We start from the raw sequence: 20,294 nt of genomic DNA, 5'->3' as shown, positions 1-20,294 counted from the left end.
ATCAGAGTCCTCGGACAGGTGCCCCCACCCATCGCGTTAAACCTTTGTTAAGCTTCTATCGGCTCCGGCGACCACGGTCAAAGAAAGAAGAAAGTTTTAGTTAACTTGGGTGAATGCACATCGCCGGGCGCCGCCGATGCATGTGGCATGGGAAACCCCGTCCGGACGACGGGGCCGCAACCGGCTGTCAGCCGCCGAACCCCCGGAAATAGCGCAGGATCGAAGGACCGGCCGTCACGATCATCAGCGTCGGCAGCATCAGCGCGGCAAGCACCGCCGACATCTTCACCGGCAGTTTGTTCGCCATCTCCTGCGCCTTGGTCTCGCGATACTCACGCATTTCCGAGGCGTAGGTGGTAAGCGCGTCCGACATGCTGGTGCCGAACCGCATCGATTGCTGCACGACCGAAGCGAACGACTGGACCATGCCCAACCCGGTGCGCCGCGCCATATCCGACAGCGCCTGTTCGCGCGGCCGCCCGGCCTGTATCTGGTGCTGGGTGCTGAGAAACTCGAAGGCGATGTCGGGCGACACATGCGCCAATTCGTTGCCGACGCGGGTCATGGCGGCATCGAAACCGAGCCCGGCCTCGACCGAGACCTGAAGAAGGTCGAGCGCGTTGGGAAAGGCCTCGGCGAGCTTGCGCTGGCGGGTCCGCTGACGGTGGTTCAGCCAGGCAGCCGGAAGCAGATAGCCCAGACCCGCCAGGACACCGACCAGTTGCACCGCGTTGGACTGGTTCATCGGCGCGAAGACATCGGCCAGGACGTCGGGAACAGGCGTGCCCGGAACCTTTGATCCGAGGATCAGCGCAGCCACCGCGATCGGCAGGAAGAGGCCGAACCAGACACGTGTCAGCGTGTAATTGCGCAGGGCGTTCCGTCCTGTCAGCCCCGCCTGGAGCAGCTTTTCCTCGATCTTCAGCCGTTCCGAATCCTTGCTTGGCAGCGCCGCCTTGAACAGCCCGGTCGGTGTCCGGACGGTCTTGAGCAGCAATCCGCGGTCTTGGCGGGATTCCGGCTGCCGGGCGCGCAATCCGGCAATCCGCGCCGCGGCCGGGTTGCGCTGCGACAAGGCCGATGCGACCGATACGAAAAGCAGCACGACGCCAAGACCCAGCCCGGTCAGGAGCAGCGTTTCGACCGGAATGCCGAAGCGGTCGGCGACAATTTCCAGATTACGTTCCATGAATTCAGCCTCAGACTCGAAAGTTGACAATTCTGTGAAGCACGACGACGTTCGTGACCATCAGGACAACGACCAGAGCCGCCATCTTGATGAAGGCCGGATCGTCGCTGACGTCCATGTAGTAGCCGGGCGCGTTGAACGACATCATGCCGATGATGACCAGCGGGATGATAGACAGAAGCAGGCCGGAAAGCCGACCTTCGGACGAGATCGCCCGGATCCGGTTGCGCAGCGAGATCCGGTTGCGAATGACCTTGGCCAGAACCAGCACGATCCGACCAAGATCGCCGCCGGTGCCGTGCTGGATCGCAATGCTCGCCGCCAGATACTGCGCGTCCTCCACTCCCGATCTGTCGGCGAAATCCTGCACCGCGTCGGGCAGTTCGTCACCGAAGCTGATCTGGTCGAAGATCAGGCCGAACTCGGTTCCGATCGGGTCCTGCATCTCGTCGGCCACGGCGCCGATCGCCGCGTTCAGCGGATGTCCGACCTTGAGGCTACGTGCCATCAGTTCCAGGGCATCGGGCAATTGCGCGGTCAACTCCTTGCGGCGCTTGTCCCGCCGCAACCGTACGATCAGGACCGGAACCAGCAGACCCAGCGAAAGGGCAATCGGCAACGCCTGCCAGAGCGGCACCAGCAATGAAGCCCCACCGGCGATCCCGACGACACCGAGCGCGGAAAACATCAGGAAGCTGCGCGGCGCGATGGTCATGCCGGCCTGGGACAGCATCTTGGGCAGGTCGCCGATCAGCGGCAGCCGGCCAAGAAAGCCACGGCGGGTGTCGGGCCGCAGCAGCGCCAGGATCTCTTCGTTCGAGACCCCCGCCCGGATCATCCGAAGCCGGCGGTTGCGCGCTTCCTTGCGGCCCTCGCCGCGCTGAAACAGCTGGCCAAGACCCGTGATCAGCAGCAGGATCCCGACGAACATGCCGGCGAGCATGGCATAGTTCAGGAACTCGGCGGAAAGCAGGTTGTCCATGGCTCAGTTCTCCGCCGGCCGGAAGGTGGCCGGGTCGAGATCGATCCCTGCCGCAGTCAGCAGGGCGGCGCATTTCGGACGGATGCCGGTTGGCGTAAACCGCCCCAGCACGGTCCCGTCTTCCGAGCGGCCCTGCTTCTGGAAGACGAAGATGTCCTGCATGGTGATGACCTGCCCCTCCATTCCGGTGATCTCGGAAATGCTCGTCACGCGGCGCGTTCCGTCCGCCAGCCGCGAGAGATGAACGACGAAATGCAACCCCGAACCGATCTGGGCGCGGATTGCCGAGATCGGGAAATCGATACCGGTCATCGTGACCATTTGTTCGATGCGCCCGAGCGCGTCGCGCGCCGAATTGGCGTGGACGGTGGTCATCGACCCGTCGTGCCCGGTGTTCATGGCCTGCAGCATGTCGAAGGTTTCGGCGCCGCGCACCTCGCCGACGATGATCCGGTCCGGCCGCATCCGCAGCGCGTTCCGGACCAGATCGCATTGCACCACCGCGCCGGTACCCGAAGGCGATGGCGGGCGGGTTTCAAGACGCACCACATGTTCCTGCTGGAGTTGCAGTTCGGCGGCATCCTCGATGGTGACGACGCGTTCGCGATGGTCGATGAAGGACGACATGGCGTTCAGCATGGTGGTCTTTCCCGATCCGGTGCCCCCCGCGATCAGGATATTGAGCCGCGCCGACACCAGCGCGCGCAGGAATTCCGCTGCGGCGCCGCTGAGGGCGCCGTTGTCCACCAGCGTCTGCATCGTCAGGGGCGAGGCCGAAAATTTCCGGATCGACACCGATGGGCCGTCGATTGCGCAGGGCCGGATGATGGCGTTGACCCGGCTTCCGTCCTCCAGCCGCGCATCGACCCAGGGTTGGCTTTCATCGATGCGGCGGCCGATCTTGCTGACGATCTTGTCGATGACGCGAAGCAGGTGTTTCTCGTCGCGGAAGCGGACGCGGGCGCGTTCCAGCTTGCCGAAACGTTCGACGTAAACGGTCCGGTAGCCGTTGACGAGGATGTCGTTGACGGTCGGATCCGCAAGCAGCGGCTCAAGAGGCCCGTAGCCCAGGATCTCGTGCAGCAACTCGTCCACGATCCGGTTGAAATCCTCGCCGTTCAGCGGTTTTCCCGCATCCGCCAGGGATTGGCTGACAACCCCCGCCACCTCGCGGCGCAACGCCTCGCGTTCGACCTTTTCGATCACCGAAAGGTTCAGCCGGTCCAGCAGCGCCTCGTGCAGAGTGCTTTTCAGGTCGAGCCATTCGGCTAAAACCGGATCCTCGATCTCGGGCCGGGGATCGGTGTTTGTGACAGTGGCCTTGGCGTCGGCAAGACGAATGACATTGGCGTCGTCATCGGTGCCGGTGCGCTTGAAATTCTTGAACATCTGGTATCTCCGGTTAGGCGGCGTCGCGGGTGCGTTCGTCGGTGTGGGCTTGCGTTTCGTGCAGGATTTCCCGGCTCATGGCGCGAATTGCCTTGGACAGCGCACAGCCACTCGCGGCCTGAGAAAGCAGCTGGCCGCGGTCGAGCGCGATCCGGGCATGACGGGGGTCATGGGGCAACCAATAGCGCAGTGCGCGTCCCAGGACCTTTTCCGCCTCGCCGTGATGTCCGGCCTTGAACAACGGTTTCTTCTCGTGGCCGACGACGATCTCCACCGGCGGTTCGAGCCGCGTCTGCGCGAAGAAGTCGATCAGCCGATAAGCCTGGCGGATCGATGGCACCGTGCTGTCGGTTACCAGCAGCATCCGGTCGCAGGCCGACACGATCGCGTCGAGCCAATCCACCAGGCTGCGCGGCAGATCGACAACCACGAAATCGAATTCCTGACGCAGGGTGTCGATCAGCGCGGTCATCTGATTGCCGCTGAACACATCGAGCGGCATGAATTCGTCCGGCGCGGTCAAAACCTCGAGCCCCGAGTCATGGCGGATGAGGCATTGTTCCAGAAAGGTGCGGTCCGGCTTCACCTTGTCCCGGCCCATCTTGTAGAGGCCCGCGGAGGGGGGCAGATCCAGTTCGGTGGCGATGCTGCCGAATTGCAGGTCCAGATCGACGACCGCGACGCGGTTGCGGGTGCGCTTGCGGAAGAATCCGGTGCGATCCTGCAACTGGTCGGCGAGATTGACGGCCAGGGTCGAGGCGCCGATTCCGCCGCGCACCGGGCAGATGCCGATGATCTGGCCCAGCGGTTGCCCGGCCGGCCGCGTGTAGATCGTGGGCAGCATGGATCTGGGTGTGGCCAGGCGCTGGATCTGCTCGGCAAGTTCGTCGCGCGCGACCGGAAAGGGCAGGATTTCATCGACACCGGCCTGCTTCAAGGCGCGCGCCTCGGACAGCGGGATGTCCTGGTCGCAGAGCGCCATCAGCATGCCCGAACCGCCGACCTGCCCGCGCAGCTTGCGCACCACTTCGGCGTCCTGCGTATCGGACACCCGGAAGATCAGCAGATCATGCGCGTTGAGGAACTGGACCGCCGAACCGTTGACCGACGCAAGGTTTCCGTCGCAGAGCTTCAGCGTGTGACCGTCAAGCTGCGCGACCGCCGTGCCGACGGCTTCGTTCATCGCATCGCTGTCGGACAGCAGGATTATGGATATCGGATCGGTCATGGGTGTACTCCTTGTTCCTTTTCGCTCAGCCACTGGTTCCTCGGGACAGATCCTCACCGGGCATGCTGGCGCTGAAATCCGAGAAGATCTTGAAACTGGTGGTCACGGCGGTCAGTGCGTCGGTTTCAGACGTTGCGCCCCCGATCGCCAGGGCGGCGAGTGCCCCCAGCGGCGAAACGAAGCGAAACGGCAATTCCTCGATCGTGACCGTGACCATCGGGACGAACGGCCCCCCGAGAAAGTTCATCGCGGGTTCGAATTCATAGTCGAAGGTGATGTTGCTCCGGTCGAAATCGGCCGTCGGGTCGTTCGGGACCGCGAATTGCAGCATGGTCCAGATCCGGTCGGCGGTGCCCTGGGCGTCGGCGCCGGCGGTGGCGCTTGCCGAACAGGGAGCGATCTGTGGATCGAGGCAGACACCCTGGGCATGGGCGCAGTTGGTGCCATAGCGCGGCCCGGTCGCGTCCGAATAGCTGCCGCGCCCATTGGTGGCCGGCAATCCGCTGCATACCGCAGGCTGCACGGCGGCGATGCGGGCGGCCACCTGCACCGCCTTTTCGGCCGCCGCGAAGTGAAAGGCGAGCCGGCCGAAGTCGATGAGGCCGAGGAAGATCAGCAGGAACAGCGGCAGCACGAAGGCGATCTCGACCAGGGTCGCGCCATCTTCGTTGCGTGCAAGCCGGTTCAGGTCGCGGCGGGTCATTCGGATGCGTTGCGTCATGGTCCGAACACCCGGCTGCGATCGGTGATGGTGGTCTCGATCCGCGTCGCAGACGCTCCGCCGACCAGTTGAAAGAGCGGCGCAAAGGGAAGATCGGTGATCGTGAGGGTCGCCGTGACCACCGCCACCGGCGCCGGTGACACTCGGTAGTCGCCCGCCGCGCCGACGCATTCCAGGCCAAGCCGGTCAAGCCCGACTTCGATCGTGCCGCTGGACAGGTTCGTGAGCGTGCTGGTCACGAACCCGGTGTAGTCGCCGATCGCGGCGCTCGGCGTGGCGGCGCACATGTCCGCCGGGGCCATACGGCCCAGGTGGCGCGCCGTGTCGCGCACCCCGGTGATCGCGTTCTGATAGGACCAGAACAGCCGCCCGCCTTCGGCAATCAGGGCGAAAAGCACCAGCATCAGCGGTAGCAACAGCGCGAATTCGACCAGAGCGGCCCCGTCTTCGGCGCCCAGAAAGCGGCGAAACCTGTCGGTTCTATTGTGAAGGAAACGGATCATCGCCCTACCTGTACAGTTGCACGACATCGTGGAGGATGCCGCCGGCGCTGCCGCCGCCCACGCCGCTTTCGATGGTCCGGATGACCTCTCCGTAGATCACGGCCCTGGCGCCGGTGCCGTCCGACTCGGACGGGCGGATCAGGAAAATCTCGACAAATTTCGACACCGGAATGGTGCCGGAGCCGCCATTGAGTTCGCCCTGATAGGTATTGCAGTCGATCCCGGCGGCAACGACCACCCGGCGGTAGGGGTTCGCGGCCGCAGACGACGAGGCGGGCTGGCACCCCGGCAGGTTGCTCTCGGCCTTGCCTGCGGCGGCCAGCAGGGACTGGAGTGCGGACTGGTTCGCCACCTCGGCCTTGTAGATGTCATAGCGGGTGCCGCTGGCCGGGAACCACGCGGGAGCGGCGCCGCCGTAATTCACCGTCAGGTAGTCTTGCAGGCCGGTGCTGAAATCGCCGTCGCCGATCCGCGTGGTGACCGGGTCGCCATTGCCGTCGACAGCCGCCACCGGGTTTCCGTCCGCGTCGGTCAGGATCGCCCCCTGGCCATCCGTCTGATAGACCGGGCAAGCGCCCCCGCCGGCAAAGCAATCGTCCAGCGGCAGCCCGATGGTCGCGGCGGGGTTGATGACGCCTGCGACCTCGTAAGGCGGGGCCTCGGTCACGGTGCAATTGTTCCCGTTGGCCTGCGTGATCCAGCCGTCCAGAACGTTCGGTGCGGCGGCGAAATTGTCCACGTCATACTTTGCCGCGTTCCGGAACTGCTTGGATGTCGCATCATACTGGTCAAAGCGGGTGTTGAACCCGGCGATCATGTTGCCGACGCTCAGCCCCGGTTTCGTCTCGACGCCCCTCTGGCTGAAACACTGCGACACCGATCGGGAAGCCGCCAGGGCGCAGGAATCTTCCTGCCCCGCGGGGGCGGAAGCGCAGGCGCCGCCCTCGTCGATCCCCAACACGTCATTGGCCTGAAGAAAACCGAAATTCCCGGCGCCCCATTGCTGGCTGCCGCCGCCTTGGCTGACCATCTTGATCATCTGGCCCTCGGTCACGTTCAGACCCGGCTGCGGAAGGCAGAAGAACATCGGGGTGATGTCGCAGGCGGTCAGGGTGAACCCGGCCACCGCCTCCGCATCGACCGAGGTAAAGCGGTAGGAATCGCCGATCAGCGATGCCACCGCCGCCGCCAGCGGCGTATCGATTTCGTGGGTCGCCACCACCACCCGCACAAAGGCCGCCTGCAACGCGCTGGCCGGATCGGACGGGTCGAGCAACTGACCCGCCTGGGCCGGTTCGATATCGGGATTGGCCGGCGCCGCATAGAAGAACAGCTGGTAGTCGGTGTTTCCCGACAGCATCTGGTCCTTGTTGCGGATCCCGAATGTCTGCCGGTCGCTGATCATGTTCGCCGCGGCGCCGGTGGCGCGGGTGATCGCATCCGCGTGACCGTCGAGCTCTCCGGCAGCGGCCAGCGCCACGTTGTCGGCATAGCTTTGCAATTCGCTTTGCGTGACGGTGACGCGCCCGAAATCGAACGCCAGCGCGGCCATTCCAAGCATCGCCGCCAGGCTGACCGCGACGAAAACCAGGATCGCGCCGTCCTCGGACCGGCCAAATCGGCCTATGGCACAAGCGGGTTTCAACGGCGGTCCCTCCTCTTCCCGGTTCAGTTGATCACGGTTTCGGTCAGGTCGGTGCCGCGGCGGACGCGGATCACCGACTTGCGCGGCGCTTCCTCCGCGACCTCCGGTTCGGGTTCGCGCAGCAGGTCGTTGAGCCGGGTCATCTCGAGGCTCCGGTTCTCGGTGTCCTCGATGGACCGCAGCGTCAGACTGAGCCGCCCTGCCCGCTGCGCCAGCGCCAGGCGCTGACCTTCGTCCGGCGTGACCTCCACGGTCACGGTGCGGGCCACGCTGGGCTGGTCGGTCTGTTCGTCGGCTTCCTGATCGACGCCGATCACGCGGATGTTCTGAAGGATGGTGATGGCGCTCAAACCCTCGCTCCTGCCCTGGGTCAGAACGATGTCGACCCGGTCGCCGGGCGTCACGAAGCCGCCCACGGCGGTTTCGGCATCCACTTCGATGGCCATCGCGCGGTTTTTCGCGCCAATGGTCTGCACGATGGTGACTTTTTCGCCAAAGTCAGAGACCTTGGCGTGCAGGATCAGTTCGCCTTGCGAAATCGCCCGGCGGGCACGGCGGGGCGGCTGGTTGCCATCGCCCAGCAGGGTCTTGTAGCCGGTGTAGACGCCGGCCGGCAGCGATGCGCGCGGCCAGTCGATCGTGGTCAGCATGTTCGGCTCGATGGCTTCGCCAAAGACGATATCGCGGGAGGCGACGATGACGCCGACGGTCTCGCTTTCGGCCGTGGCCTGCGCCGGACCCTTGTCGATCCGGATATAATCGCGCGCCACATAGACCGACCCCCCGGCCACGGCGAGCCCCGTAAGTGCGGTGATCAAGGCGGAAAATCTCATGTCGGTCTCCTTTCGCTGTCTTGCGACGGTGTCGGTTCAAAGGCGGTGTAGCCGCCAAACCTCCGAGATAGGGCGCGGCGGCTGGAACCGCCGCACCCCGGATCTGCTCTCGGAAATTGGCGAGCTGCCACCTGTTAGGGAATCAGGCCTTCGGCAGTGTTGAATTGGCCGAGCACGTCAGCGCCCAACGTAGTCAGCACCCCCGTGCCAAGAGCGGCAACAATCGTCAGCGCCACGCCATATTCCACGATGGTGGCACCACGCTCGTCACGGCGCAGACGGTTCATGATTTCAACGAATTTCCACATTTCGATACTCCTGTTCAGTGGGTCCAGCCGCAGTCAATCCGCAGCAAAGCAAGCCCCCTCGTCATGAGAGCTTGCAATCAGACTACGCCCGCCAAAGACGGCGGCGCATCGTCCAAACCTGTTGAAATTTCCCGCCGGGGTTGAAAGACTTCACAATCGGACGGTTTGTCGACCCGAACCGGGCATCCGGTATAGCCCTTTCAGACAAAAGAGAAATCCCGACGCGACCGGATCGGAAGGCCGGCTTCTCAGCGGCATGTGGCCCTGATGTCAGAGCGATTGCACCGGCCTGCGCCAGAACCTCCGCTCCGCCCCTCGCGCTGCGTCGAGATCGTGCCGTCAGGGGGTGCCGGATGGTTTTCAACGCGTCCCGGAGGTGACGGGACAGCCGGCATCTGTCCCACGCCAATGCGGCGCCACCCGGCGAGAGTGGCGACGCATTCCGGTGCTGCGCAGTTCGTCAGGTTGCCGTGCCCGGATACCCGGTCGGGGCGGACCGACACCGCCTTGCAAGAGCCAGGAAGACAGAAACCGAAACCAGCGACATCATCCACGACGCGGGCAAGGGCACCGCAGACGGGTCGGCGGTGTCGGAATAGATCGGCGCGGACAGGAAACCGGGGTCGAGCGGTGTGGCGACAAGGCCATCCTCGACTGTCACGAGAAGCCGCCCGGTATTTGAGAAGTTGATGCCTCCGGGTGTATTCTGGAGAGCCGACAATGTCCATCGAACCGAAGTTTCTATCGGCGTCTGCCCCGCGTCAAACCATACGCTGACCCGGAGAATTTGTTCTTCTATGGTCTCGCTGTAACCGTTGATCGCCGGCGAGGCACTGAAACTGTCACGGATCGGGTTCCCGGAAAAACAGGCGATGCACACTGAGGACTGAATGCTGTATCCCGCTCCGCCAGCAGCCTGCAGGTCCCACCAGCCGTCCAGTTTCAGCAAGGCCGTCAATCGGCCGGCACCGGTGAGCCGGAAGGTCTCGGTGATGGTTGCGGACGCCGAGGCGGAAGCGTAGCCTTCGTCGGTCGATTCCGTTCCGGTCCGGATACGCAGCGCTCCGATATCTCCGTTGGCGTAGGCGAAGGCCCTGGAACTCAGCGGGTCGAGACTGGTCGACTGGTTCGAATTGGACAGAAGTGAATCAAAGGCAAAGTCACGCGTATCGAGTTCGGTGTTTCTGGTGCTTCGGTAGTAGAGATCGGCCTCGGCACCGCTCTGCCCCGCACGCTGCGTATAGGCATCGGTAGAGAGATTGACCGTCGCCGCGCTGACCGGCACTGCGAACAGGACGGCGAAGGTCAAAGAAATGCCGAGTACTGGAGAGTTTGAACACGTCATGTTGCACTTCCCTTCTTGAATGAACCGAAAGGGCCGGCGATGCCGCCCTGGTGCATCCAGTCTCTGCAAGGTGCGGCGGTGTGTCATCGCCCGAAAGGGTGAGAGCCACGAAATCGACAACGGTTTCAGGTCGGAGGGGAGAGATAGGTTGTCCCGAAATTCAACATCAACCGGACCAGTTGCGTCCGTGTCTGACAGCCGGTCTTGGACAGGACCGACTTTACCTGCGTGTTGATCGTAGCGATCGACCGCCCCCGCGCTTCACTGATCTGCGCGTTCGTCAACCCGGCTGCCACGAAGGACAGGATTTCGGCCTCCGCTTCGGTCAATCCGTAAACCGCGGCCATCGGTTCAACGTCGCAAGACCATGGCCGGCTCGTATCTGTGCTGTAAAGGACAACCCCGTCAAAGGGGCGTGTGCCGATCTCGGCCGAGGTATGCAGCGGCACAACCTCAATACAAAGAAAGCTGTCCCGATGCACGGCAATGGCTTCCTTGCGGGGGCGCGCGCCGAACCGGCCGTGATTCAGCGCATCGTCCAGCAGAGCGGAGAATTGTCGCTGATCCTCGGGCCGGGCAAAGCGAAGATGGCCGGTGGGTGTCCTGGAAAAGAGCCGGAACCGGTCGATCTGCCGTAAGAACTCCTCGTTGACATGGACGACGCGACCCTCCCGATCGAGCAGACAGATTCCGATCCCAAGACGGTCTATTGCAGACAAGACGCCGCCGAATACACGGCTCAGTTCGCGCGCGGCGCGCCCCAGATTCATTGCCTTGGCGACATGCGGCAGCAGTTCGGCCAGCCTGTCACGCTCCGGCACGGTGAGACGGCCACGACCGGCGCCAAGCTGGAGTGAGAAACGCGCCTGAGTGACGTTGTCCTTGTCCAACAGCCCTGCCGCGCGATGCAGGATTCCGAAACGCTGCAACGCCACTACGTTTGAACGCGCCGTCAACGCGTCGATCGATGGCGCGATGACATCGTCTTCAATCAGGTCGATGCCGTCGGATCGCATCGAATGCGCTTCGAAGATCGCCTGGTCTTCGGCTTCGGACGCATGGCAGCGATGGATATAGCCTTCGATAACCGCCGGATCATAGTAGGAAGAAGCCAGCTGCGCGACGATCTTTTGCCCCGGATCGTGTTGGCGCCATTCGAATACAATGCAGCCGACCGCATCGACGCTATCCGCCAGAGCTTGAAGGGCTTCGGGCCACAAGCTCGGGTCCGAGGCCGCGTCGTAGATATCGAGAATCGTTTTTCGCAGTTCTTCGACCAAAGCAATTTTCCTTCGGCAGAAGGAGATCACGGCAGATTGCCCGCCACAACGACTTTTTTTGCGATGCGTTCCTGTCGCATCCATCTCCTGCGAAGAGATAGCGGTGACGTCGGCCGATATGTCGATGGCCCGGGCCTCCGGTGCCAAAATGGTGCCAATTCAGCTGCGCCCCGCGGCCGGCTTCCGGATGCGTGGGCAAGACCTGGCCGAGCGGATCACGCCGCGGACAAGATCCGTGCTGCCGTCGAGGCCGCTTCCGACTGGGGAACTTATTTCACCGCGCATGCCCACAATTCCGACCGGGAGGTGTCAGGCGGAATCGAACCGGTCTCAGGCCGGACAGTAGCCCTGCCCTTTATGCCGCGCCAAGGTCGCGCCAACCGGCGAGAGCGGCGGCGCGGTTGAGCTTGAAGTTCCGGCGTGAGCAGAGGTGGCGTTCCTGGTTGAAATGGTAGTGGACCAAGGCATGGACGGAGACGAATTTCTGCAGACTTCGCATGCCCCGGAACCGCCGCATCGCCCGCCATTGATCTTGACGAACATCTCGTCGAGGTGCCGCCTCCATCGGCTGGATTGCAGCCTTTCGATCCGGCGTTTCCGGATCTCCGAGGCGAACATCGGGCCAAAACGCTGCCACCGGAACCGGACGGTTTCATGGCTGATCTCGATCCCCCGCCCGTGCAGCAGATCCTCCACGTTGCAGAGCGACAGGGGAACCGAACGCAGAGCATCACCGCCGGGCGGATAATTTCGGGACTGCTCTGAAAGCCCTTGAAAAGATCACCTTCGGTCATGGCCGATGCGACGAGGCTGCCCTGCCCCGCCTCAGCAGGAATCGTTCTGACAAGGCCCGTTGGATCGATCATTTTTTTGCGCTCCCTCTCGGCAGATTTGGCAATGCCAAATCGCCTGCCGGGCAGCGGGACAACAGATCCGCCTTGCCGAGCGCGCCGGACAAAAAATCGTTCTCCAGCGTCGGCCCTCCGATCTTCGCATTCAGGGTTTTCACATCGATGGTCGGCTCCGGCTCGGCCCTCGGGGTTTCCCCGAACACCCTCGTCGCGCCCTCAAGAAGCTGATCGCGCCACTGCTTGATCTGGTTCGGGTGAACGTCGAAATCCTGCGCCAGCTCGATCAGAATATTTCCGCCCTTGATCGCAGCAACTGCCACTTTTGCCTAAAATGCCGGGCTGTAATTCCGGCGCGGTCGTCTCCCCATAGGCTTCTCCTCGCTTGCGGAAAAATGCCGCAGTGGCGCGGAGAATCCACTTATCCCACCTGTTCCGTTTTCCTCAGCCAGCTCTGTCTTGCCAAAAAGCGCGTTGCTTCGTGAGCTTTGGTCTCTTGAATGGCGAGGTCACCCAGAACCGATTTCCTTGTTGCCAAGTTCGGAAACCTTGCGGGAATTGCAGGATCCGCCGGCTAAGTTCTTGATTTGAGCGACGCGCGGACATAACATCTCATGGCACATCTCGGGTATGACGGTATGGCTGGCACGACCTTCGAGAAATATGGCGGCTTCGGGATCGTCAGCAAGGTCGTCATGACCTTCTATGAGATGGTGCTGGACAGCGACATCGTCGGCCATCACTTCGACCATGTCGACATGCCACGCCTCATCGACCACCAGACGAAGTTCATCTCATCGCTCATGGGCGGGCCGGCTTCGATATCGGACGAACGGCTTCGCGCCGTCCATGCGCATTTCGACATCACCGATGCGGAGTTCGACGAGATCGTCAGCTTGCTGGGTATGGCGCTCGAAGAGCATCGGATGGACGCGGACGACATCGACGCTCTGGCCCGGGCCATCGACGCCAAGCGGTCGCTCATCGTCAAGCGTGCCGTCGCATGAGCATCACGACGCTCTCCACGATCAATGAGCAGCTACTGAAGTCGATCGGGGTCGGCATCGCGATCGTGCGGTTTTCCGACCTGCACTTCTATTACCACAACAAGGCCTTTGCCGAGTGGTTCGGCGATCCGGCCTCGAGCGACGTGGTGACCGAAATTGTCGACAGGCTGCGCGAGGATGCGCGTACCGCGCTGCAGGATACCGGCCGCTTCACCACCGAGGTGCAGGTCAAGCCCAAACGCCGGACGCTGGTCATCGCCCTGACGGCCAACCTCGCGGAGTTCGAGGGCGAAAGCGTCGTCGTCGTGGAATGCCAGAACATCACGCGGATGCGCGAGCTCGAGCAGATGATCGAAAGCTACTCCAACATGGTGGAGCGCAACACGCGTGAGCTGGAGCGCGAGAAGGAGCGTGTGGAGAAACTGCTGCTCAATCTCATGCCGCGTTCGGTCTACGAGGAATTCAAGACCTTCGGCGTGGTTACCCCACAGCTCTACCGCAACGTCTCGGTCCTGATGCTGGATTTCGTGGGCTTCACCAGTTTCGCAGAAAATACCGATCCGACCGTGACGCTGGGAGAGCTCAACGACATGTTCACCGCCTTCGACCGGATCAGCGAACAGTTCGGTTGCGAAAGGATCAAGACGATCGGCGACGCCTATCTGGCAGTTTCCGGGATGCCCGAACCGGCGCCGGATCATGCCAGCGCCGTCGCGAACTGCGCGGTGCGCTTTATCCGGTATCTCGAGCGGCGCAATCAGAGCCATCAGCACAAATGGCAGGCGCGGATCGGGCTCGCCACGGGGACGGCCGTGGGGTCGGTGGTAGGCGTGCAGAAATACGTCTATGACGTGTTCGGTCCCGCGGTGAACATGGCGGCGCGGCTGCAGGTCTTTGCCCAGCCGATGAAGATCGTGGCGCCGGTGGATATGAAATTCGACCTCATCGACGCGTTCCGCGTCACCGAGATCGGCAGCTACGACATCAAGGGCCTGGGCCAGGTCGAACTGGTCAATGTCGAGGGCAACCTGACCCTCGCGAACTGACCCGCGCGGGGCCGGCTGGCCCACCTCTCAGGCGTTGTGGCGCGCCCTGCGGAATCCTGTCCGTCGTCGGGGTTATCCGGAATGCGCGGGCCGTTTCGCAGTGGAGGCTCTGGTTCGATTTCGGTTTCAGTTCCGGCGGCAGCGGATTGTGCTGAAAACGGCGTTGCCGGATTGTCTGTTTCCTGATCTTCTCTCCAATCTTCAGGATTGTTGCGCCCCTTTCATGGTAGACATCGGCGAGCGTCAGGTTCCCCAGGCTCTCGTGGTATCGGTGGTGCAGCCGGCACGACCGGCGACCGGACGTGAGTTTGACCGGGTCAGCGAAGACCCGCATCGCCAAACATGGCTGAAACCTGGATCCCGTAATTGGAGGACCATGCCATTTGAATGTATAAGACGAACTCTCTTGACCAACCTGTCCCCACGTGAGTGGTTTTAGACAGGGGGATGGACAAAGGCGAGCATCTGCAAACTTCGCATGCGCCTGAAATGCTGCATGACGCGCTCTCTTCGTCAGGTCAGGCCGCCCACCCGGTGGACGGTTTCAAAGCCTCCGGAAACAACGGCGAAACGTTGCCAAATTTCTGCTTGCAAGGCAAACTGATACCGTGAATGCGACAAATTTCCCGTCGGAATCTAACTGACGGCAGGACAGTTCATAGGGCAATATCCTCGGAGACCTGTTTCAATGGACGTACTGGGTTTTACATCTACGCAGCATTCATCAAGCTCGCGGCTGGGGCTTTCGTCATGGCGAGACGCCACGCGACCACCCTGCCCGGCTCAACCAGACTCCCTCTGAGACTGCCTCAACGGGTAAAGAGCGTCCTCGCGGGGCGAAACCCGAGCCTGTAGCTCCGGAACCTGGGCTGGTCCCCGTCGCGGTCGATCGGTCGGAGGCTCTCGGGGGAGTTGAGCCCGGAACCGCCACGGTTCACCCGACGGGCTCCCTTGGGAATCGGCAGGGAAGGTTTCACTCTGCCGTCGTCCGGCAACTTCGAACAGTCGGATTCATAGACATCCTCGCACCATTCCCAGACATTGCCGATCATGTCCTGTAGGTCGAATGCATTCGCAGGATACCTGCCCGGCGGTGACGAACAGGTTCAAGGGGCGCCCTTGGCCGTCGCAGATGGCATGCAGCTTGCTGTTCATGCCGCCCTTGGTGCGACCGATCAGGAAGCCCCCCCCTTTTTTCGCGGCCATGCCGCTTGCCGTGTTTCGCAGCGAGCCCAGCCATCATCCGCGCGAAGATGCCTTTCTCGCTCCAGCGCTTCCACCGGCTGCAGAGCGTCTTGTGCGGGCCACAGGCGGCGGGAGCGTCACGCCATCGCAAGCCATTGTGGTTGATGAAGATCATTCCGCTCAGTACCCGCTTGTCGCCAACCCGGGGCTTCCCGTGCGACTTCGGAAAGAACGGTTCCAGACGGGCCATCTGCGCGTCGGTCAGCCAGAAAAGATCGCTCAAGGCCGCCGTCGTTTCCAGACCAGCCCGCGCCGTTCAGCCGGCGGCGGGCTTCTGGGCTTCTCCCGGGTCTACAGGGCCTGAACCAGTCCCCCGACAATCAAGACGGAACCGAGAGCATAGCTGGACCATAAAGGAACGCGCGGCCATTTTTCCAAAGCGACCAACACCGTCAGAAACACGATCCACCCGGGATTCATGGCGCCCGCGACGAACAACAGCAGCATCAGCGCCCAGCAGCAACCCGTGCAATAGAGCCCATGCTTGAGGCCCATGCGCCAGGCGCCGCCCAGCCCCTCTCGCCATTCGGTCATCATGAAGCCCATTGGCGTGCGGCAACTGCGCAGGCACGCCTGCTTCAGCGGCGACCACTGATAGAGTCCTGCCAGAACAAGCAAACCGGCCGTGAGCCAATCGGATTTGCTGACAATCATCGGGGTCAAAAGGTTCGCTGTCTGCAGGCCCCATTGGGCCGCGGTGGCAAGCGCCGAGAAGACCACCCAGATCGTCAGGTAGGCTGCCAGAAAGACCAGCGTTCGCCCCGTGAGGCCATCCAGACCGGCACGGCGCCGTTCGGCGGCGTCGAAAGTCAGAATCATCGGTGCAGCCGACGGAAGCATCATCGCCACCATCATGGCCGACCACATCAGGAACACCGCGCCCACCGTGGCAAGCGACCAACTGGAACTGAAGGGCATCATCAGCCGGATGAACGGATGCGACATGTCTGTCGTCATCCAGGCCACAAAAGCCCAGCTGGCAGCCATGGCCAAGCCCAAGCCAACAACCAGCTCGGCGCGGTTGAGCATCTTGAGCAACTGGGTGGCCCGATCAGCCGCTGTAGGCGTAGGGCGCGAACAAGCCTGCTTTGCCGGAAACATTGCATTCCAGGCCATAGTCGCTGATCTTGGTCGACTTGCTGCGTGCAACAGTGGCAGCCTCGCCGGGGCTAATCGCCAGCGGGTGGCCCGTAAGCTGGACGATGCCGCCGCCCTGTCCCTCGATGGCTGCGATCTCCGCCTGACCCAGACCCTCGACCGCGAGTTTCATGTCCGCGCTCTTGCTGTCAAACCGTATCGTGGCCGGGCGTGCTCCCAGAACCTCGCCGATCAGCGGGCCAAGGTTGGCCAGGTGGCCGCCCGCCTGTCCCGAGAAGATGCCTGCCAGCGCCTGCGACTGCGCTTCGTCCGCAGTATCGTCCAGATACAACGCAACTTTCCAGTTGCCGTCCTTCATGTTGCCGGGCGAATGGGCCAACATCGCGACGTTAAGGCCGTCCAGCGTGGTATCGCCAAACTCGCCCTTGTCGATATGCCACCCCAGCACCACGGTGCAATCGCCCTCGGTCGGTGGCGAAAAGAAGACGCAGGGGCAGACTGTATCGCAATTGCAGGCCTCCATATAGGTTCCGTTGACGTGCCAAGCCATTTTCAAATCCTCCTTTTGAACAGAACTTTCCCAAGCGAATGCAGCGTCAAGGAATGATGCTGCCCGGACGGGCTTCTGGCAAGGTGTTTTCCATATGAGCTGTCCTCCGCGAGACTCCCGGAACGTGGGACATGCGCGATGGGGGCCTTCGTCGGGGTGCTACCAGACCAACTGGAACCAGTCTCCGCAAGGGCAGCACGACTGCCTCTTAGGCCGCGCAGAGACCGCGCCACTCGGCCAGAGCGGCGGCGCGGTTCTTCTTGAACTTGGCTCTGGAGGTAAGGCTGCGCTCCACATTGAAATGGTTGAAGGCCGAGGCATGGACGGACGCGAACATCCGCAGACGTCGCATTCGCCGGAACCGCTGCATCGCCCGCTCTCGCCGTCGAAACGGCAGGTGTGAATTCGCAGCCCGATTGTTCATCCAGCGGCCAGTTTCCTGGCGGTCTGCCATTCCGATCTCCTTCATCGCAGCACCGCAGGAGCGCAGACAATCGGTCACGAGCGCATGCGCTTCTTCGTCACATAGCTTTCCAGACCCTCTCCCTCGTGATCGCCCGCGTGCCAAAGATAGTGGCGCTCACCGTTGATCTTCACGAACACCTCGCCGAGATTCCAACGCCAGTGGCTCGACCGCATCCCCTCCACGCGACGCTTTCGTATCTCGGCCGCAACAACGGCCCGAACCGGTGCCACCAGTAGCGGACGGTTTCATGGCCGATATCGACGCCCCGCTCGTAGAGCAGACCCATGACGTTCCGGAGCGAACGCGGGAAGCGAGCGTACATTATGATCGTTAGGCGGATGACCTCTTCGCTCGTTTTGAAGTATCTGAACGGGCTGCGTTTCGTCATCGGCCAGCGTTACTTGACCCCCTGCCCCGTCACAAGCCAGGTTCTTCTGACATCGCCAATTGGATGAACTTTACAACGCGCCATTTGGTGTCAGAATGGCAGCGGAAGGCGCGTCCAGGTTTTCACGCATTCGTGTCAGGCGGTCCTGCGCAATGAAACGTCACGCAAACGATCTTGCATCTGGGGGTCCCCCCCGCAGTCGCCAAGGCGCCTTGCGGATGCTTGCAGTCGGTCTCGCGGGCCTTCTGGCAGTCTATGTTTTCATTGCCTACCTGATGGCTCCGCTCCTGTGGGACCGCTTTTCGGACCATCATCCGTCTTTGAAGGACAACCCTCGCCTGACCGAAACGGGAGATGGACACCCCGGCGGTCCGTTGAACGTCGCCCTGATCGGCAGCGAGGAACAGGTCCGAGAGATTTTCGCGGCAGCCAAATGGTATGACGCCGAAGCCCTAGGGCTGAAAAGCGACCTGAAAATCGCCGTGGGAACCATCCTGAAGCGCCCCGACCCCGATGCTCCGGTCAGTAAGCTTTACCTGTTCGGGCGACCGGAAGACCTTGCCTTCGAACAACCTGTCGATGGAAATCCGCGCCAGCGAAACCATGTGCGGTTCTGGAAGGCAGAAAAACCGTCATCTTCGGGGCGCACGATCTGGATCGGGGCTGCCTCTTACGACGAACGGGTCGGGTTGAGCCATACCACCGGCCAGGTGACCCATCACATCGCCCCGGATGTGGACAAGGAGCGCGACCGTCTCTTCGAGGACCTCAAGGCGACCAGTGAACTCTCTGAAAGCTACGAGGTGCCGGGCTTTCAAACGATTCTGAGGGGGCGCAATGGCGGTGGCGACCCGTGGTACACCGATGGCGCGCTCCGGGTCGGTATCATAGCCCAAGACTAGGACACGCGGCCATCAAGGACCCGGCGAGGGCCGGATGCCGATTTTACTGTCGATGATCAGAATAGCGCCGGGCCAATCGGCCGAGAAACACGGAAACCTTTTGAGCTTCTCCCCGAGAACCGGGCCGTCGCGAACTGGAATTTTCTAGTTTGAATGTACTAAGGAAGAAAACACTTGAAGCGCAAACGGTTCTGGTGGCAGCGGTTCGCTGACTTCCAGGCCGCCGCACTTCTTCCGCCCCCGGTTGAAGGCCACCGTTCTGACGCCCTGCCGACGGCAGGTGCCGCCGACCTTTACCCCGGCTTAATACTCTTTCAGCACGCCGATGACTCTCTCTTCGCCGAGCCGTCGTTGCTGTCGCTCACAAACTTGCCGCCCTTCTACATCGGTTGTGGATCGGTGGCACGGAATTCCTTCAGGAAACGGTGGGAGAAACGGCATGGCCTGAATAGCCAAACACCAAACCTGACGGGATCGTCCAATCCGGACGAGGTCTGTGGAAGAAGACGAAAATGTTTGCTGCGCAACTTGAAGCGCGCCGGGAAACAGGGCTCTCCACACCCAATCCAACACATGCATGCGGTGGCGCCCTTCGAACTCCAAATCAGACTGCGAAGAGAAACGTGACCCGGATAAGCGATCCCCGTTCATTCACAAGAAGGAATATGAGCTTGTAGGCATAGCCCTAAAGCATTTCGGGGAAACCCTGAGTCGCTGGGGATTCCCTTGAGGGGTCGATTGTGATTCATCCTTTTCAGGAGGATGTTTCATGTCAGCACCACTGCCAGGCGCGCTTCGGACGCGGTTTCAGAAGTTGATTGAGGAAGGGTTAAGCGGGCGCGCGGCGGCGTTGCGGCTCAAGCTGTCGGCCTCAACCGGCACGCGATGGGCGCGGTCGGTGCGCACCAAGGGGCACGCCGATCCCGGGGCACAGGGCCGCCCGAAAGGCGGCGGCAAGCTGGAGCCGTTCGCCGACTTCTTCGAGGAACTGGTCGCGCAGGACCCCGACATCACGCTCCATGAGCTGCGCGACGCGCTGGCCGAAGCTGAAGGCGTCACCGTGCACCATTCCTCGATCTCCGACCTGCTGTCGAAGCTGGGCTACACGTATAAAAAAAGTCGCTGATGGCCACCGAGCGCCGCCGGGCACACGTAAGGCAGCAGCGCAAGGACTGGTTTGCACATCGCATCCCGGCGATGCAGGCGAAGCCCGAACGCGTTGTGTTCCTTGACGAAACATCCGTCAAAACCAACCTGACCCGGCTGCGCGGTCGCGCCCCGCGCGGCGAACGTCTGGAAATGGACGCCCCGTTTGGCAGTT

At 62.3% G+C, this 20,294-nt stretch carries 20 protein-coding genes and 5 pseudogenes; 7 read left to right on the top strand and 18 right to left on the bottom strand.

Annotated features, from left to right (window positions below; genetic code table 11):
* Positions 1–187: 187 nt before the first annotated feature.
* From QO034_RS05570 to QO034_RS05510, 13 genes and pseudogenes are all read right to left on the bottom strand, one after another.
* Complete coding sequence (locus tag QO034_RS05570; protein WP_284484516.1) at positions 188–1,189, bottom strand: type II secretion system F family protein; 1,002 nt, start codon at positions 1,187–1,189, stop codon at positions 188–190.
* A gap of 10 nt (positions 1,190–1,199) precedes the next feature.
* Positions 1,200–2,171, bottom strand: a complete 972-nt coding sequence (locus QO034_RS05565) for a type II secretion system F family protein (RefSeq protein WP_284484515.1) — start codon at positions 2,169–2,171, stop codon at positions 1,200–1,202.
* Between the two features lie 3 nt (positions 2,172–2,174).
* The gene (locus QO034_RS05560) at positions 2,175–3,560 is read right to left on the bottom strand and encodes a CpaF family protein (protein WP_284484514.1); all 1,386 of its coding nucleotides are present in this window, start codon (positions 3,558–3,560) and stop codon (positions 2,175–2,177) included.
* A gap of 13 nt (positions 3,561–3,573) precedes the next feature.
* Positions 3,574–4,788 carry an AAA family ATPase gene (locus QO034_RS05555; RefSeq protein ID WP_284484513.1) on the bottom strand — a complete coding sequence of 405 codons (1,215 nt, stop codon included), beginning with the start codon at positions 4,786–4,788 and terminating at the stop codon, positions 3,574–3,576.
* Between the two features lie 25 nt (positions 4,789–4,813).
* Entirely contained in the window at positions 4,814–5,509 is a 696-nt protein-coding gene (locus QO034_RS05550; protein ID WP_284484512.1) for a TadE/TadG family type IV pilus assembly protein, read from the bottom strand.
* The gene (locus QO034_RS05545; RefSeq protein ID WP_284484511.1) at positions 5,506–6,012 is read right to left on the bottom strand and encodes a TadE/TadG family type IV pilus assembly protein; all 507 of its coding nucleotides are present in this window, start codon (positions 6,010–6,012) and stop codon (positions 5,506–5,508) included. The genes QO034_RS05550 and QO034_RS05545 overlap by 4 nt, the downstream gene beginning before the upstream one ends.
* A gap of 4 nt (positions 6,013–6,016) precedes the next feature.
* Positions 6,017–7,657, bottom strand: coding sequence for a pilus assembly protein TadG-related protein (locus QO034_RS05540; RefSeq protein WP_284484510.1), 1,641 nt, complete (start codon positions 7,655–7,657; stop codon positions 6,017–6,019).
* A gap of 23 nt (positions 7,658–7,680) precedes the next feature.
* Entirely contained in the window at positions 7,681–8,490 is an 810-nt protein-coding gene (cpaB, locus tag QO034_RS05535) for a Flp pilus assembly protein CpaB (protein WP_284484509.1), read from the bottom strand.
* A gap of 134 nt (positions 8,491–8,624) precedes the next feature.
* Complete coding sequence (locus QO034_RS05530; protein ID WP_284484508.1) at positions 8,625–8,798, bottom strand: Flp family type IVb pilin; 174 nt, start codon at positions 8,796–8,798, stop codon at positions 8,625–8,627.
* A gap of 460 nt (positions 8,799–9,258) precedes the next feature.
* Positions 9,259–10,143 carry a hypothetical protein gene (locus QO034_RS05525; protein ID WP_284484507.1) on the bottom strand — a complete coding sequence of 295 codons (885 nt, stop codon included), beginning with the start codon at positions 10,141–10,143 and terminating at the stop codon, positions 9,259–9,261.
* 125 nt (positions 10,144–10,268) lie between these two features.
* A complete protein-coding gene (locus QO034_RS05520; RefSeq protein WP_284484506.1) occupies positions 10,269–11,570 on the bottom strand; it encodes a helix-turn-helix transcriptional regulator in 1,302 nt (433 codons plus the stop codon).
* Between the two features lie 208 nt (positions 11,571–11,778).
* Positions 11,779–12,217: pseudogene (locus QO034_RS05515) on the bottom strand (hypothetical protein).
* Between the two features lie 141 nt (positions 12,218–12,358).
* A pseudogene (locus tag QO034_RS05510) lies at positions 12,359–12,594 on the bottom strand (transposase); the annotation flags it as partial.
* Between the two features lie 291 nt (positions 12,595–12,885).
* On the opposite strand from QO034_RS05510, the gene QO034_RS05505 reads away from it, so the two are divergent.
* From QO034_RS05505 to QO034_RS05495, 3 genes are all read left to right on the top strand, one after another.
* Positions 12,886–13,278, top strand: a complete 393-nt coding sequence (locus tag QO034_RS05505) for a group I truncated hemoglobin (protein WP_284484505.1) — start codon at positions 12,886–12,888, stop codon at positions 13,276–13,278.
* Positions 13,275–14,324: an adenylate/guanylate cyclase domain-containing protein gene (locus tag QO034_RS05500; RefSeq protein WP_284484504.1), complete on the top strand. Its 1,050-nt coding sequence runs from the start codon at positions 13,275–13,277 to the stop codon at positions 14,322–14,324. The genes QO034_RS05505 and QO034_RS05500 overlap by 4 nt, the downstream gene beginning before the upstream one ends.
* Before the next feature lie 447 nt (positions 14,325–14,771).
* Complete coding sequence (locus tag QO034_RS05495; RefSeq protein WP_284484503.1) at positions 14,772–14,936, top strand: hypothetical protein; 165 nt, start codon at positions 14,772–14,774, stop codon at positions 14,934–14,936.
* A gap of 197 nt (positions 14,937–15,133) precedes the next feature.
* Here QO034_RS05495 and QO034_RS23330 read toward each other — a convergent pair whose 3' ends face one another.
* The 5 genes and pseudogenes from QO034_RS23330 to QO034_RS05475 all read right to left on the bottom strand — a co-directional run bounded on the left by QO034_RS23330 (position 15,134) and on the right by QO034_RS05475 (position 18,071).
* Complete coding sequence (locus QO034_RS23330) at positions 15,134–15,376, bottom strand: formylglycine-generating enzyme family protein (protein WP_407696726.1); 243 nt, start codon at positions 15,374–15,376, stop codon at positions 15,134–15,136.
* A gap of 25 nt (positions 15,377–15,401) precedes the next feature.
* Positions 15,402–15,792: pseudogene (locus tag QO034_RS05490) on the bottom strand (transposase); the annotation flags it as partial.
* Positions 15,793–15,860: 68 nt separating this feature from the next.
* Positions 15,861–16,598 (bottom strand): DUF2182 domain-containing protein, encoded by a 738-nt coding sequence (locus QO034_RS05485; protein ID WP_284484717.1) that lies wholly within the window; start codon positions 16,596–16,598, stop codon positions 15,861–15,863.
* Between the two features lie 22 nt (positions 16,599–16,620).
* A complete protein-coding gene (locus QO034_RS05480) occupies positions 16,621–17,217 on the bottom strand; it encodes a DUF1326 domain-containing protein (protein ID WP_284484502.1) in 597 nt (198 codons plus the stop codon).
* A 208-nt stretch (positions 17,218–17,425) separates the two neighbouring features.
* Positions 17,426–18,071: pseudogene (locus QO034_RS05475) on the bottom strand (IS6 family transposase).
* A gap of 218 nt (positions 18,072–18,289) precedes the next feature.
* On the opposite strand from QO034_RS05475, the gene QO034_RS05470 reads away from it, so the two are divergent.
* From QO034_RS05470 to QO034_RS05455, 4 genes and pseudogenes are all read left to right on the top strand, one after another.
* Positions 18,290–18,973 carry an LssY C-terminal domain-containing protein gene (locus tag QO034_RS05470; RefSeq protein ID WP_284484501.1) on the top strand — a complete coding sequence of 228 codons (684 nt, stop codon included), beginning with the start codon at positions 18,290–18,292 and terminating at the stop codon, positions 18,971–18,973.
* Between the two features lie 174 nt (positions 18,974–19,147).
* On the top strand, positions 19,148–19,600 hold the full coding sequence (locus tag QO034_RS05465) for a hypothetical protein (RefSeq protein ID WP_284484500.1): 453 nt from the start codon (positions 19,148–19,150) through the stop codon (positions 19,598–19,600).
* A 142-nt stretch (positions 19,601–19,742) separates the two neighbouring features.
* Complete coding sequence (locus QO034_RS05460; RefSeq protein WP_284484499.1) at positions 19,743–20,099, top strand: winged helix-turn-helix domain-containing protein; 357 nt, start codon at positions 19,743–19,745, stop codon at positions 20,097–20,099.
* Positions 20,099–20,294 (top strand): annotated as a pseudogene (locus QO034_RS05455) (IS630-like element ISSpo6 family transposase); the annotation flags it as partial. The gene QO034_RS05460 and the pseudogene QO034_RS05455, both read left to right, overlap by 1 nt.

This window comes from Sedimentitalea xiamensis (genome assembly GCF_030164465.1).
In the GTDB taxonomy this organism is placed as follows: domain Bacteria; phylum Pseudomonadota; class Alphaproteobacteria; order Rhodobacterales; family Rhodobacteraceae; genus Sedimentitalea; species Sedimentitalea xiamensis.
The sequence above is the reverse complement of the archived record's forward strand: the minus strand, read 5'-3'. Positions and strand labels throughout refer to the sequence as shown.

Coding starts and splice junctions, on each gene's coding strand:
- QO034_RS05530 (WP_284484508.1), bottom strand. CDS start 8,798: ATGTGGAAATTCGTTGAAATCATGAACCGTCTGCGCCGTGACGAGCGT.
- QO034_RS23330 (WP_407696726.1), bottom strand. CDS start 15,376: ATGATCGGCAATGTCTGGGAATGGTGCGAGGATGTCTATGAATCCGAC.
- QO034_RS05495 (WP_284484503.1), top strand. CDS start 14,772: ATGGACAAAGGCGAGCATCTGCAAACTTCGCATGCGCCTGAAATGCTG.
- QO034_RS05550 (WP_284484512.1), bottom strand. CDS start 5,509: ATGACGCAACGCATCCGAATGACCCGCCGCGACCTGAACCGGCTTGCA.
- QO034_RS05480 (WP_284484502.1), bottom strand. CDS start 17,217: ATGGCTTGGCACGTCAACGGAACCTATATGGAGGCCTGCAATTGCGAT.
- QO034_RS05460 (WP_284484499.1), top strand. CDS start 19,743: ATGTCAGCACCACTGCCAGGCGCGCTTCGGACGCGGTTTCAGAAGTTG.
- QO034_RS05565 (WP_284484515.1), bottom strand. CDS start 2,171: ATGGACAACCTGCTTTCCGCCGAGTTCCTGAACTATGCCATGCTCGCC.
- QO034_RS05525 (WP_284484507.1), bottom strand. CDS start 10,143: ATGACGTGTTCAAACTCTCCAGTACTCGGCATTTCTTTGACCTTCGCC.
- cpaB (WP_284484509.1), bottom strand. CDS start 8,490: ATGAGATTTTCCGCCTTGATCACCGCACTTACGGGGCTCGCCGTGGCC.
- QO034_RS05485 (WP_284484717.1), bottom strand. CDS start 16,598: ATGCTCAACCGCGCCGAGCTGGTTGTTGGCTTGGGCTTGGCCATGGCT.
- QO034_RS05545 (WP_284484511.1), bottom strand. CDS start 6,012: ATGATCCGTTTCCTTCACAATAGAACCGACAGGTTTCGCCGCTTTCTG.
- QO034_RS05500 (WP_284484504.1), top strand. CDS start 13,275: ATGAGCATCACGACGCTCTCCACGATCAATGAGCAGCTACTGAAGTCG.
- QO034_RS05505 (WP_284484505.1), top strand. CDS start 12,886: ATGGCACATCTCGGGTATGACGGTATGGCTGGCACGACCTTCGAGAAA.
- QO034_RS05555 (WP_284484513.1), bottom strand. CDS start 4,788: ATGACCGATCCGATATCCATAATCCTGCTGTCCGACAGCGATGCGATG.
- QO034_RS05470 (WP_284484501.1), top strand. CDS start 18,290: ATGCTTGCAGTCGGTCTCGCGGGCCTTCTGGCAGTCTATGTTTTCATT.
- QO034_RS05570 (WP_284484516.1), bottom strand. CDS start 1,189: ATGGAACGTAATCTGGAAATTGTCGCCGACCGCTTCGGCATTCCGGTC.
- QO034_RS05560 (WP_284484514.1), bottom strand. CDS start 3,560: ATGTTCAAGAATTTCAAGCGCACCGGCACCGATGACGACGCCAATGTC.